This is a genomic window from Actinocatenispora thailandica, assembly GCF_016865425.1.
Taxonomy (GTDB): Bacteria; Actinomycetota; Actinomycetes; order Mycobacteriales; family Micromonosporaceae; genus Actinocatenispora; species Actinocatenispora thailandica.
Map to the genome: position 1 here is coordinate 2047157 of NZ_AP023355.1, position 12714 is coordinate 2059870.

The window sequence follows — 12714 nt, forward strand, 5'->3', positions numbered from 1 at the left end:
GGGTTCGCAACATGGCGCCGGGGCCGGCTCGCGGCCGGGAGCCACAGCGGGCTCGCGCGGCGGCGCCGGAGCGGGCCCGCCGGTGTCAGGGACGCTTGCGGCGGGCGGTCTTCTTGGCGGTGCGCCGGTCCGGCACCGGCGCGCGGCCGGCGGCATGCCCGGCGAACGCCTCCGCCGCGGCAGCCGCGTCGCCGGCCCGCAACAACGAGACGAGCCGGCCGTGCTCGTCGGCCATCGCGTGCCAGTCGCCCTCGAACAGCGGGTCGGCGATCGCGTGCAGCGCCCGCAGGCTGGGCTCCAGCACCTCCCACATCCGGAACAGGAACGGGTTCCCCGCGCTGCGGCTGACCAGGGTGTGGAAGGCGATGTCGGCATCCCGGAACCGGCTCAGATCGTTGGCTGCGACCGCTCGGTGCATCTGGTCGACCAGCTCGTCCAGCTCGGCCAGCTGCTCGTCGGTGAGCCGGCCGGTGGCCAGCTGCGCGGCGAGCCGTTCCAGCGGCTCCCGGACCTGCCGCGCGTGGTCGGCGTCCTCGGTGGAGATCTCGACGACGAAGTTCCCGCGCCGCGGCACGTGCATCAGCAGCCCCTCCCGGGCCAGCTGCTTGACCGCCTCCCGGACCGGCGCCTGGCTGACTCCGAGACGGCGGGCGATCTCCGACTCGACCACCCGCTCGTTGGGCGCCAGCTCGCCGTCCACGATCGCCTGCCGGAGCAGCTCGTACACCCGGTCGGAGATCAGGGTGTTGCGAAACTGGCCCTTGTTGGTGGCCAGCGTGGTGGCGAAGCCACCGGCCGCGCCGCTGTCCTGTCGTCTCGATGCCATGAACGTCCCATCGTGCGCTGCCCGGACCGCACCCATGATACGCACGCGGGGCCGGCCGGAGGCCGACGGACGCCCGCGGCGGATCGTTGTCAGGCGGCGGTTTTCAGGCGTTCCGCGAGCCACCCGAGCTTGACCACCTCGTGTGTCGGGCCACCGCCCTCGTGGTCGTTGAACGGGTACGGGTGGATCTGCTTGTCGGCGCCCGCCGCGCCCAGCGCGCCGTAGTGGTTGAACGCCGCGTACACGGTGGACGGGGGGCAGATGTGGTCCATCAGGCCCACCGAGAACAGTGCCGGCGCGCTGGCCCGCCGGGCGTGGCTGGCCGCGTCGAAGTACGCCAGGGTCCGCGGCACCGTGCCGGCGTGCTCGCGGTGCAGCTTGACGTACTGCGAGACCTCGACGTACGGCGGCTTGTCGGTGATGGTGGTGGCCCGCGGGAAGTGGCACAGGAACGGCACGTCGGGCAGTACCGCCGCGAGGTCCGGTACCAGTCCCGCGGCGGCGAGTGCGATCCCGCCGCCCTGGCTGGTCCCGGCGACCGCGACCCGGCCGGGGTCGACCGCCGGGTGCCCACGCACCACCTCGACCGCCCGCACCGCATCGGTGTACAGCCGTCGGTAGAAGTGCCGGTACGGGTCGAGGATGCCCCGGGTGAGGAAGCCGGGGGCGGCGACGTCGCCGCTGGCCGGGTCGGGATCGGGTGTCTCGGCGCCCTGCCCGCGGGTGTCCATCACCAGGTGCGCGTAGCCGGCGTCGGCCCACAGCCGCTTCTCGTGCGGCACCCCCCGTCCGCTGCCGTAGCCCAGGTACTCCACGACGGCCGGCAGCGGGCCGCTGCGGGCGGCCGGCAGTTGGAGCCAGCCGCGGATCGGGTGCCCGCCGTAGCCGTGGAACGTCACGTCGTAGGTGTCGATCGTGGCGAGCCCGTTCGGTACCGGCTCGAACCGCGCGGCGAGTTCGTGCGCCCGCTGCTCGGCGAGCGTCTTGGCCCAGAACTCGTCGAAGTCGACCGGTTCGGGCAGCTCCGGCAGGTACGTTTCGAGCTGCTCCAGGGGCAGGTCGAAGAGGGCCATCGTGGTGTCTCCGCGGTCGGGGCGACGGATCATCGCCTATCGATCATCTATGGCATGCAACCAGCCGGCCCGGAGCATGTCAACCAGCCGGCCCGGAGCATGTCAACTCGCCGACCCGCCGTGCCGCGCCGGACGCAGCCGGTAGATCCGGGTGGCCGTGCCGGCCAGCGCTCGTTCGCGTTCCGCCGCGGTCAGCCCGGCCAGGCCGGCCCGCGCCAGCGCGAGCGACTCGGCCCGGGTGGCGGCCGGCAGGCAGATCGGCCAGTCCGACCCGACGACGCACCGGTCCGGCCCGACGGCGTCGACCACCTCGCCGACCAGCGCGGCGACCCGGCCACCCGGTACGCCGCGCTGCTGGGTCGCCAGCCCGGAGAGCTTCACCACCACGTTCGGTCGGGCCGCGGCGAGCGCCAGGCCGCGGCGCCAGCCGGCCAGTCCATCGGTGCGAAGGTGGGGCGGGTTGCCGAGGTGGTCGACGACCACCGTCAGCGCCGGCTCGCGGGCCGCGAGCGCCGCGGCGTCGGTGAGCGCGTTCCGACCGAGGTGGAGTTCCAGCACCACACCGCGCTCGGCGAGCACCGGCAGCAGCGCTCGCTCCGGCGCCGGCGTGTCCGCCAGTTCCGCACCGCCCAGCCGCATGCCGTGCGGGCGGTGGGCGCCCAGCCGGTCCAGCAGCGCGGCGAACCGTGCCGGCCCGGCCGCGGCATGTACGTGCAGGTTGGCCACATAGCCGGCCACCAGGCCGGGGTGGGTGCGGTATGTCTCGGCGAGCGCGAGCGTCTCACCGGCGTCCCCGCGCGACGCCTCGACCAGGATCGTTCCGGTCGACTCGGCGCCGGTACCCGCGTCGGCCGCGGCCAGATCGTCGATACCGAAGGAGCGGTGGTGCGGTGAACCGGGACGTATCCACGGGTGCCCGGCGGCCGGGTCCCACAGGTGGGCGTGACAGTCGATCATGCGTGCTCGCTCCCGTACGGCCGGCCGCCGGTGTTGACAGGCCCGGCGCGGCTCGTGAAGATCTTAGCCATCGGGTATCGATCAGCGATTAAGACGGTCGGGTGATGGGCAGTGCGCGAACCTCCCGAGCGGGGCACCCCGCAGCGGCGACGGGCCCGGTGCCGGCCACGGTGCGCACCGCCGGCCGCCGGCCGGGAATGCGGCGACCACGGCAGCGGGCCGGCGGTGCCACGATGACCCGCACCCCGACGGTACGGGCAAGCCGGCCCGTCACCGAGGCGCCGGACTGGGCGCGGCTGGAGCGGGAGCTGTTCGCCGCGCAGGACGTGGCGTGGCGGCGCTTCTCCGACCGGTACACCCGGGGAGACGGCCGGCTGGTGTTCACCGACCGGCTCGGCCAGGGGCTCGACGACCGGGACGGCGTGGACGACTTCTACGAGCCGTTCTTCAACTGGCCGACGCTGTACCTGCTCGGCGGTGACCCGGCGATCCTGGCCGCGGCGCGCCGGCACTGGCAGGGGGTGACCGCCCAGCTCACCGAGATGGGCATGCTGCGGGACGGGATCGAACGCGGCTACGACTGGTTCCACCAGGGCGAGGGGCTGCTGCTCTACTACGCCCTGTGCCTCGCCGACCCGGACGACGCGGCGCTGCGCGAACTCGGCCTGCGGTTCGCCGACCTGTACCTGCCGGGCGGCCCGAACTACGACCCGGTGCACCGGGTGATCCGCGCCCCGCACACCGGCGCCGACGGGCCGCGGTACGGGTTCGTCGACTCCGACACGTACTTCCCGTGGAGCCCGGCGCTGCGGCCCTACGGCCTGCCGCTGGACTTCGTCGACGGTGTCACCGACTTCGACCAGCTGGCCGGCGATCCGCACCGCGCCCGGTCGTACGGGCGGGAGATGGACCGGCGGATGGGGCGCGGCGACACCGTCGTCAACCTGGCGGTCACCAGCCTCGCGACCAACGCGTACCTGCTGTCCGGGGAGCGGCGCTACGCCGACTGGGTGCTCGACTACGTGATGGCATGGCGGGACCGGCTCACCGGGCGGGAGGTGCTGCCGGACAACGCCGGCAGCACCGGCGTGGTCGGCCAGCACCTGGACGGCCGCTGGTACGGCGGGCACTACGGCTGGGCGTGGCCGCACGGGCTGCACTCGGTCGCCCCGGCCACCCTGATCGGTGCCGTCAACGCCCAGCTGCTGTCCGGCGACCCGGGGTATCTCGACCTCGCTCGCAACCCGCTGGACGCGACGCTGGCGCACGCGTCGGCGCGCCGACCCGACCAGATGGGTACCCTCGCCGGCCGGTGGCGACCGCAACTGTCCACCATGGACGGCGAGACCACCCTGATGGTTCCGCAGCGACACAACGACTCCGGCTGGTTCGACCACACGGTGCTCGCCGCGGCCTGGCCGATCACGCTGTGGCAGGTCAGCCGCGACCCGGCCGACCGGGACCGGATCGAACGGCTGCGGGCCGGCGCCAGCTGGGACTGGACCGCGGTGCACCCGCAGCGACGCAAGGAGGAGGCCGGACACGAGGAGCCGTGGTACGAGTTCCTCGCCGGGCGCAACCCGCACTTCCCGGAGCGGACGCTGCGCGCCGCGCTCGCGGTGACCGCCGAGCGGGTCGAGGCGATCGACCACGACCCGCTCGATCCGGCGACCGGCCCGAGCGCCCTGGACATCCACCACTGGCAGGACCGCAACCCGGTACTCACCGAGGCGCTGCTGCTGCTGACCACCGGGTCGCCCCAGGTGCTCTACAACGGTGGGCTGGTGCGGCTGCACCTGCGCTACCACGATGCCGGCGCGGGCCGGCCGGGCCTGCCGGCCGACGTCGCCGCGCTGGTCACCGACACCGATCCGGGGCACACCGTGGTCGAACTGGTGAACCTCGCCGCAGCGCCACGAGCCCTGATCGTGCAGGCGGGTACCTTCGCCGAGCACCGGCTGCGCACGGTCGCCGTCGACGACGGGCCGCCGCGGCCGGTCGAGGCCCGCTACCTGCGGGTGGAGCTGCCGGCGCGCAGCCGGTTGCGGCTCGCGCTCGCGCTGACACCACGAACCGAGTCGCCCACCTACCGGGCGCCGCGGCACGATCCGGGGACCACGATGACCGTCGTTGAGCTGCCACGACTCGGGATCGGCACCGCGCCCCTGGGCGGGCTGTTCAGCGAGGTGTCCGAGGCGGACGCCGCCGCCACGGTGGCGACCGCACTGTCGGCCGGCGTCCGGCTGTTCGACACCGCGCCGCGCTACGGCCACGGCCTCGCCGAGACCCGGCTCGGCGCGCTGCTGCCGACCGGCGAGCCGGCCCCGATCGTGTCCACCAAGGTCGGCTGGCGGCTCCGACCCGGCACCGGTGCGGCCGCATCCACCACGGTGGTCCCGGACTGGTCCGAGGCCGGCATCCGCGCGTCGCTGCGGGACAGCCTGGGCCGGCTCAACCGGTCCACAGTGGACATCGTCTACCTGCACGACCCGGACGAGTTCGCAGACGAGGTGGCGGCGACCGGATACCCGACGGTGCGCCGGCTGCGCGACGAGGGCCTGGTGCGCGCGATCGGTTTCGGCATGAACAACTGCGGTCCGCTGGCCGACCTCGTCGAACGGTACGAGCCGGACGTGGTGCTGATCGCCGGCCGCCTCTCGCTGCTCGACCACGACGCCGCCGACCGCTTGCTGCCGCTGTGCCAGCGACTCGGTACCGCGGTGGTGGTCGGCGGGGTGTTCAACACCGGGCTGCTGGCCGATCCGAACCCGGCCGCGATGTTCCACTACCGCCCGGTGCCGGCGGAGGCGCTCGCCCGCGCGCAGCTGTGCCGGGCCATCTGCGCCGAGTACGACGTGCCGCTGGCCGCCGCGGCCATCCAGTTCCCGTACCTGCACCCGGCCGTCCGGTCGGTCGTCGTCGGGTGCCGCTCGGCGGACGAGGTGTCCGGCAACGTCCGGGCGGCGGCGACGCCGGTACCGGACGAGCTGTGGCACCGGCTGGCCGGCGCGGGCTTCGTCCCGCCGTCGCTGCTGGCCGGATAGCCGGACCGCACCGCGCAGCACACCGCGGCCGGCCGCCCGCAGCGGTGACCGGGCGGGACCGCCGGGTGCGGCGCGCGGTTGCTGCTCAGAGCGTGTTGCCGCCGTTGACCGCGATGCGCTGCCCGGTCAGGAATGCCGCCCGGTCCGACGCCAGGTACGTCACCGCCGCCGCGACCTCGTCGGCGGTGCCGAGCCGACCCATCGGTACGCCCCGGGCGTACCGGTCGCGGTCGGCGTCGGGCACCCCGACGTGCCGCTCGGTGGGGACGAAGCCGGGCGCGACCAGGTTGACGGTGACCCCGGTGCCGCCGAGCTCGCGCGCCCAGGACCGGGTCAGGCCCAGCTGCGCGCCCTTGGCCGCCACGTACGCGCTGGAGCCCGGCGTGCCCAGCTCGAACGCCTCCGAGCCGATCTGCACGATGCGGCCCCAGCCGCGTCGGCGCATCCCCGGCAGTACCTGCTGGGCCAGCAGCAGTGGGCTCACCGCGAAGAACCGGAACTGGGTCAGCAGGTCGTCGACCCGCAGCGACTCGACGCCGATCTCCGGCTGCGGGCCGGTCGCGTTGGCCACCAGCACGTCCACCTCGCCGAGCGCCGCGACGACCGCCTGGTGCAGGCTGGTCACCTCGGCCTCGTCGGTGACGTCGGCACGGAACGCCGCGGCCCGGCCGCCGGCCGCTTCGATCGCCGCCACCACCGCGTCCGCCGACGCGGCGTCGCGCGCGTAGTTCACCGCCACCGCGGCGCCGTCCGCGGCCAGCGCCGTCGCGATAGCCGCACCGAGGCCGCGGGACGCCCCGGTCACCAGCGCCACCCGGGCCCGCGGGCTCATCGCGGGCTCCGCGCGCCGGACCGCAGCGCCGCGACGCCGCGGCGTACCGCGCCGATCAGGTGGTCGATCTGCGCGTCGGTCAGGTGCGGGTAGATCGGCAGCTGCACCTGGTGCTCGAAGTAGGTGCGTTCGGCGACGGGGCACTCGCCGTAGCTGTGGCCGGCGGCGCGGAACTCCGGCAGCAGGTGGATCGGGAAGTACCGCAGGACGATCTCGACCCCCTCCACCTCCTGCAGGTGGCGCAGGAAGTCGTCCTTCGGTGCGCCGACCGCGGCCGGATCGTAGAAGATCGTGTACAGGTGGTAGATGTGGTGCGCGTACGGCTTCGCCACCTGCAGGCCGATCCCGGGCACGTCGCGCAACCCGTCGTCGAGCCGGGCGGCGATCGCACGGCGGCGGTCGTTCAGCTCGTCCAGCCGGTCGAGTTGGGCGATCCCCAGCGCCGCGGACAGCTCACTCATCCGGTAGTTGTTGCCCACCAGGTAACGCCCGTCGCGGTAGTCCAGCGTGTAGGACGATCGCACGTGCGCGTCCCGGTAGTACGCCGGCTGCGGGTAGGGCCCGATGTGCGGGTCTCGGCGGGCCACGGTGTCGCCCCAGGTGTGGATGGTGCCCAGCGCCCGGGCCATCTCCGCGTACCGGTCGTCGTTGGTGACCAGCGCGCCGCCCTCGCCGGTGGTCATGTTCTTCAGCGAGTGGAAGCTGAAGCAGCCGATGTCGCCGATGGTGCCGAGCGCCCGCCCGCGGTAGGTGCCGCCGGGCACATGCGCGCAGTCCTCCACCACGCTCAACCCGTACCGTCGGGCGAGGGCCATGATCGGGTCCATGTCGGTGGCCTGGCCGCCGTGGTGCACCACCCAGATCGACCGGGTCCGCTCGGTGATCAGCGGTTCGATCGTGGCCGGGTCGAGGGTGAGGCTGTTCGGGTCGATGTCGCCGAACCGGATGCGGCAGCCGCGGGCCTGCAGTGGCCAGGTGGTGACCCAGAACGTCTGCGGGGTGGTGATCACCTCGTCGCCGGGGCCGAGGTCGAGCAGTTGCGCGGCGAGGAACAGCGCGCTCGTGCACGAACTGGTCGCCTGCACGTGCCTGGCGCCGATCCGGTCGGCGAACCGGCGCTCGAACTCGGCGCCGCGCGGCCCCATGGCCAGCGTGTCGGACCGCAGCGCGTCGACGACCGCGGCGATCTCGGCCTCGCCGAGCCGGTTGGACACCCCGCTGTACGGAACGGTGAAGCTCATCGTGCACCCCCTTGGCGTGTGCGGACAACGTCATCCTATCTAGAGCGCTTCAGACGCGTCCAGGGTTCCGGGCGCCGACCGGGTGCGTCTCGTAGGCTGGCGGGGTGAGCCCGCCACCCGCCGCCACCCCACGCTCGACGACGTGGCCGCCGCCGCCGGGGTGTCCCGGGCGACCGTGTCCAACGCGTACAACCGGCCCGACCAGCTCTCCGCCGCGCTGCGCGGCGAGATCCTCCGGGTGGCTCGCCGGCTCGGCTACCCCGGACCGCACCCGGTCGCCCGCAGCCTCGCCGCCCGCCGGTCCGGTGCGCTCGCGTTCCTGCTGGACGCGAGCGTGTCCACGGCGTTCTGCGACCCGGCCCTGTCGATCACCCTGGACGCCCTCGCCACCGCCGTCGCCCCCGACGCGCTGCTGCTGGTACCCGGCGGTGCCGCCGCCCCGGCCCAGTTGCGCGAGGCGCACGTCGACTGCGCCGTGGCGTACTCGCTGCCGGACCGGGCACCCGTGCTGCGAGCGGTGCGCGAGCGCGGGCTGCCGCTGGTGGTACTCGACGGGCCGGCCCGGCGCGGCGCGACGCTGGTGCGCACCGACGACCGGGCCGGCGCCGCCGCCGCGGCCCGACACGTCGTCGAGCTGGGGCACCGCGACGTCACCGTCCTCGGTACCCCGCTGAGTGCCGGCAACCTGGGTGGACCGGTCGACCTCCGGCAGGCGCTGGCCAGCCGGTACCGGGTGGACCGGGAGCGGTACGCCGGCTACCGCGAGGTGCTGGCCGGGGCCGGGATCGAACCGGCCGTCTGGGTCGCCGCCGGCATCTCCCGGCCGGCCGCCGCCCGCACCGCCGCCGCACTGCTGACGACCGGCGCCCGGCCCACCGCCGTACTGTGCCTGTCCGACGAGCTGGCGGCCGGGGTGCTGGACGCCGCCCGCCGGCTCGGCCTGCGGGTGCCCGATCAGCTCACCGTCGTCGGGTTCGACGACACCCCGACCGCAGGATCGGCCGACCCCGCACTCAGCACCGTCCGCCAGGACCTGACCGCGAAGGGCCGGCTGGCCAGCGGCCTGGCCGCCGAACTGCGCGCCGGCCGGCACCCGCACCAGCCCGCGCCGCTGCCGGTGACGCTCGTGGTGCGCGACTCGTCGGCCGCGCCGCCCCGTTGACCCCGCCACGACGGGGCCCGGCGTGCGGTCCGGGACGGCGGGGATACCGTGCGACCAGGGCCCGCTGCACGGCCGAGAACGGCCGCCGCACGATCGGGCGGGGTGGCGCCGCACGGCGCGGACGGTGGGAGGCACGGTGGACGTTCCGGAAGCGGCCGCGACGACCGGGGCGCGGACCGATCGAGACGCGCTGCTGCGCCGGCTGACGGCCGCGCTGCGGGCCGACGAGCGGATCCGGGCGGCGTGGCTGACCGGCAGCCTCGGCCGGGGCGCCGGCGACCGGTACAGCGACGTCGACGTGCTGGTCGCGGTGGCCGGCGCCGACCGGCCCGCGCTGCTCGACGACTGGTCCCGGCTGGCCGGGTCGGTCGCCCCGATCGTGCACACCCAGCGGCTCGGCAGCACGGTGGTCAACCACATCACCGCCGGCTGGCTGCGTTTCGACGTCTCGTTCGTCGACCCGGACGAGCTGTCCGAGCGCTCCGCCGACGGGTTGCTGGCGCTGTTCGACCCGGACGGCCTCGCCGCCCGGCTGGCGGGACCGGCGTCCCGCACCGGGCCGGCGGCGTCGGCGGTGGACCGGCTGACCCGGGAGTTCCTGCGCATCCTCGGGCTGCTTCCGGTGGTGCTCGGCCGGGACGAGTACGTGGTCGGCGCCTCCGGCGCCGGACTGGCCCGCACCCTGCTGATCCAGCTGATGGTCGAGGAGGTCGCGGCGCCGGACCCGGGTGGCGCGCTGCACCTGCGCAGCCTGCTTGCGCCGGAACGGATGGCGCAGCTGGCCGCGCTGCCGCCGATCGCCGCGACCCGCGAGTCGGTTCTGGCCGCGCACCTGGCCTGCGCCGGGCTGTTCCTGCCGCTGGCCCGTGCGCTGGCGGAGCGCAGCGGCGCGTCGTGGCCGGCCGAGATGGTCGCCGCGCTGCGCGAACACCTCGACCGGGAGCTGGGCGTGGCGTTGCCCGACTGATACGAGCAGGTCTCGATCCGATCTCGGCGTCAACGCGAGGCACCCGCCAGGCGTCGTGGAGGGTGTGAGGGCGTACGTTTCCGTGCTTGGCCGGTGGCTGCCCGTGGTGGCCCTGCTGGTCGTCGCCGCGGTCGGGCTGGCCGCCGGACGCGGCGCGCGCACCGATGCGCACAACCTGGTCGGCATCGAACCCGGCTCGCTGCAGTTTCGGGTACTGACCGCCGGGTTCCTGGTACTGGCCGTGTCGGCGCCGATCGCGGTGTCCCGGGCGGCCCGGTACCGTCGCCGCCCCGAGCCCGGCGATGTGCAACGGCTGCCGATCCCGCCGGCCCTGCTGATCGCGATGGGGCTCGGCCTGTTGCTGATGGTCGGCGTGGTGGTCTACACGCTGCTGACCGGGGGCGGCGAGCCGTACCGGCGCGGGGCCGGGACCGGCGGAACAGCGCCGGGATCGCGGCAGCCGCTGCCGGAGCCGCCGCGGTGGATGGTGCTGGTCGGCGCGCTGCTGGTGGTGGCGGTCGCGGTGGCGGTCGCGCTATTGCTGCGGCCGCGCGCCGACCGTGCCCCGGTGCGCGGTGTCGACGCCCCGCCGGAGCCCGGCGCGCTGCGTGCCGCCGCGCACGCCGGCCGGGTCGCGCTGGACACCGCCGACGACCCGCGCGGCGCCGTGCTGGCCTGTTACCGGGCGATGGAGCGGTCGCTCGCGGCCGGTGCCGGTGCGCCCGCGGACGCCGACACGCCCGCCGAGGTGGTGCGCCGCGCCGCCGATGCCGGCCTGCTGCGCGCCGACGGTGCGGGCGCCGACCTGGTCGCGCTGTTCGGGGAGGCCCGCTATTCCGCGCATCCGGTGGACCGGCATGCGACTGCCGCGGCCCGCCGCGCCCTCGACGGCGTGCTCGCCGAGCTGGACCGGCACCGCGGCGACCGGCACGACGGCGACCGGCACGACGGCGACCGGCACGACGGCGACTGGCAGGAGAGTGGCCGGCACGGCGGCGACGCGCGCGGCGGTACCGCTTCGGGCGGCGCGCCCGGCGGTGGTACGCCCGGCGCCGCCGGCGCGACGCCGCACGACCCGTCGGGCCAGCGATGAGGGCGGCGTCGGGTGCCGTGCTGGCCGCCGTTCTCGCGGCCGGTGCCGGGTACGCGCTCGGCGGCCGGCTCGGCGTGGTCTCGATGCTGTCGGTGGTGGTCGTCTGCGTGCTGGTCGGGCTGCGCGAGCGGTACGCCGGGCGAGTGCTGGCCGGCCGCGGTGAACGGCCCCCGGCCCGTACCGAGGACGAGCCGGCCGACCCGCTGGCCGGGTACGGCTCGCTGCGGGCGATCGAGGGCCAGCTGTCCGGGGCGGCCACGCCGAACGCCCGGTACGACCCGAGCACCCGGCGGCTGCTGCGCCGGCACTTCGGTGCGGCGCTCGCCGACCGCGGCATCGACCTCGACGACGAGCCCGCCGCGTGCGCCGCGATCGGCGCCGACCTCTGGCCGTACGTGTGCCCGGCGCGGGCACCGCAGGCCACCGATCGGGCGCCGGGCCGTACCGTCCTGCTTCGCCTGATCGACCGATGGGAGTCGTTGTGAGCGTCGCCGACAGCCGGGTGGGTACCGCACCGGCCCTGACCGGGCCGCAGATCGCCGAGCGGCTCGACGCCGTGCTGGCAGAACTGAGCCGGGCCGTGATCGGCAAGTCCGACGTGCTGCGGCTGGTCCTCACCGGCGTGCTGGCCGGCGGCCACCTGCTGCTGGAGGACCTGCCGGGGCTGGGCAAGACGCTGATCGCCCGGTCGCTCGCCACCGTCACCGGCCTGGACTTCACCCGGATCCAGTTCACTCCTGACCTGCTGCCGGCCGACCTGCTCGGCGCCACCGTGTACGACCAGCGCACCGGTGACCTGACGTTCCGGCCCGGCCCGGTGTTCACCCAGGTGCTGCTCGCCGACGAGATCAACCGCACGCCACCGAAGACGCAGGCCGCGCTGCTGGAGGCGATGGCGGAGAACCAGGTCAGTGTGGACGGCACGGCCCGCCCACTGCCGGACCCGTTCCTGGTGCTCGCGACCGACAACCCGATCGAGTACGAGGGCACCTACCCGCTGCCGGAGGCGCAGCTCGACCGGTTCCTGCTGCGGGTCCGGATCGGCTACCTGGCGCCGCCGCAGGAGGCGGACCTGCTCGTCGCCCGGCTGGCCCGGGACACCCCCGAGGTGACGCTCGACCCGGTGCTGGACGCCGCCACGCTGCGCGGAATGCGCGCCGCGGTGGAACGTGTCGAGGTGTCGCGCGACCTGGTCGACTACATCGTCGCGCTGGTCGACGCCACCCGGGCCCACCCGTCGGTACAGGTCGGTGCCAGTCCCCGGGGCTGCCTCGCGCTGCTCGCCGCGTCCCGGGCCGCGGCGCTGCTCGCCGGCCGCGACTACGTGCTGCCCGACGACATCAAGGCGCTGGCGGTACCGGCCCTGGCGCACCGGATCGGGCTGCGGCCGGAGATGTGGGCGCGCCGGATCGGCGGCGCGGAGGTCCTGGCCGAGATCGTCGGCCGGGTCCCGGTCCCGCGGCTGGACCGGGCCGGATGAGCGGCCCACCCGAACCGGCATCCGGGACGCCGGAAGCGA

General features: G+C 75.1%; 11 protein-coding genes. 6 read left to right on the top strand and 5 right to left on the bottom strand.

The window, feature by feature from the left end:
- Positions 1-85: 85 nt before the first annotated feature.
- The 3 genes from Athai_RS09025 to Athai_RS09035 all read right to left on the bottom strand — a co-directional run bounded on the left by Athai_RS09025 (position 86) and on the right by Athai_RS09035 (position 2856).
- Positions 86-826 carry a GntR family transcriptional regulator gene (locus Athai_RS09025; RefSeq protein ID WP_203961076.1) on the bottom strand — a complete coding sequence of 247 codons (741 nt, stop codon included), beginning with the start codon at positions 824-826 and terminating at the stop codon, positions 86-88.
- An 89-nt stretch (positions 827-915) separates the two neighbouring features.
- Entirely contained in the window at positions 916-1899 is a 984-nt protein-coding gene (locus Athai_RS09030; RefSeq protein ID WP_203961077.1) for an acetylxylan esterase, read from the bottom strand.
- Positions 1900-2001: 102 nt separating this feature from the next.
- On the bottom strand, positions 2002-2856 hold the full coding sequence (locus tag Athai_RS09035; protein WP_203961078.1) for an amidohydrolase family protein: 855 nt from the start codon (positions 2854-2856) through the stop codon (positions 2002-2004).
- Positions 2857-3089: 233 nt separating this feature from the next.
- Here Athai_RS09035 and Athai_RS09040 point away from each other — a divergent pair, with 233 nt between their 5' ends.
- Positions 3090-5900: an aldo/keto reductase gene (locus Athai_RS09040; protein ID WP_203961079.1), complete on the top strand. Its 2811-nt coding sequence runs from the start codon at positions 3090-3092 to the stop codon at positions 5898-5900.
- An 85-nt stretch (positions 5901-5985) separates the two neighbouring features.
- On the opposite strand, the gene Athai_RS09045 is transcribed toward Athai_RS09040, so the two are convergent.
- Positions 5986-6732 (bottom strand): SDR family NAD(P)-dependent oxidoreductase, encoded by a 747-nt coding sequence (locus Athai_RS09045; protein ID WP_203961080.1) that lies wholly within the window; start codon positions 6730-6732, stop codon positions 5986-5988.
- Positions 6729-7973, bottom strand: coding sequence for a DegT/DnrJ/EryC1/StrS family aminotransferase (locus tag Athai_RS09050; protein ID WP_203961081.1), 1245 nt, complete (start codon positions 7971-7973; stop codon positions 6729-6731). The genes Athai_RS09045 and Athai_RS09050 overlap by 4 nt, the downstream gene beginning before the upstream one ends.
- A gap of 142 nt (positions 7974-8115) precedes the next feature.
- On the opposite strand from Athai_RS09050, the gene Athai_RS09055 reads away from it, so the two are divergent.
- From Athai_RS09055 to Athai_RS09075, 5 genes are all read left to right on the top strand, one after another.
- Positions 8116-9135: a LacI family DNA-binding transcriptional regulator gene (locus tag Athai_RS09055; protein WP_239156823.1), complete on the top strand. Its 1020-nt coding sequence runs from the start codon at positions 8116-8118 to the stop codon at positions 9133-9135.
- A gap of 136 nt (positions 9136-9271) precedes the next feature.
- Positions 9272-10102 carry a nucleotidyltransferase domain-containing protein gene (locus Athai_RS09060; RefSeq protein ID WP_203961083.1) on the top strand — a complete coding sequence of 277 codons (831 nt, stop codon included), beginning with the start codon at positions 9272-9274 and terminating at the stop codon, positions 10100-10102.
- Between the two features lie 103 nt (positions 10103-10205).
- The gene (locus tag Athai_RS09065) at positions 10206-11195 is read left to right on the top strand and encodes a DUF4129 domain-containing protein (protein ID WP_203961084.1); all 990 of its coding nucleotides are present in this window, start codon (positions 10206-10208) and stop codon (positions 11193-11195) included.
- Positions 11192-11680, top strand: coding sequence for a hypothetical protein (locus tag Athai_RS09070; RefSeq protein ID WP_203961085.1), 489 nt, complete (start codon positions 11192-11194; stop codon positions 11678-11680). Before Athai_RS09065 ends, Athai_RS09070 begins: the two co-directional genes overlap by 4 nt.
- The gene (locus Athai_RS09075; RefSeq protein WP_203961086.1) at positions 11665-12675 is read left to right on the top strand and encodes an AAA family ATPase; all 1011 of its coding nucleotides are present in this window, start codon (positions 11665-11667) and stop codon (positions 12673-12675) included. Before Athai_RS09070 ends, Athai_RS09075 begins: the two co-directional genes overlap by 16 nt.
- Positions 12676-12714 lie beyond the last annotated feature (39 nt).

Bases quoted from the DNA above. Each gene is read 5' to 3' on its own strand.
- Athai_RS09070 (WP_203961085.1), top strand. From the start codon at position 11,192: ATGAGGGCGGCGTCGGGTGCCGTGCTGGCCGCCGTTCTCGCGGCCGGT.
- Athai_RS09035 (WP_203961078.1), bottom strand. From the start codon at position 2,856: ATGATCGACTGTCACGCCCACCTGTGGGACCCGGCCGCCGGGCACCCG.
- Athai_RS09075 (WP_203961086.1), top strand. From the start codon at position 11,665: ATGGGAGTCGTTGTGAGCGTCGCCGACAGCCGGGTGGGTACCGCACCG.
- Athai_RS09040 (WP_203961079.1), top strand. From the start codon at position 3,090: ATGACCCGCACCCCGACGGTACGGGCAAGCCGGCCCGTCACCGAGGCG.
- Athai_RS09050 (WP_203961081.1), bottom strand. From the start codon at position 7,973: ATGAGCTTCACCGTTCCGTACAGCGGGGTGTCCAACCGGCTCGGCGAG.
- Athai_RS09045 (WP_203961080.1), bottom strand. From the start codon at position 6,732: ATGAGCCCGCGGGCCCGGGTGGCGCTGGTGACCGGGGCGTCCCGCGGC.
- Athai_RS09030 (WP_203961077.1), bottom strand. From the start codon at position 1,899: ATGGCCCTCTTCGACCTGCCCCTGGAGCAGCTCGAAACGTACCTGCCG.
- Athai_RS09025 (WP_203961076.1), bottom strand. From the start codon at position 826: ATGGCATCGAGACGACAGGACAGCGGCGCGGCCGGTGGCTTCGCCACC.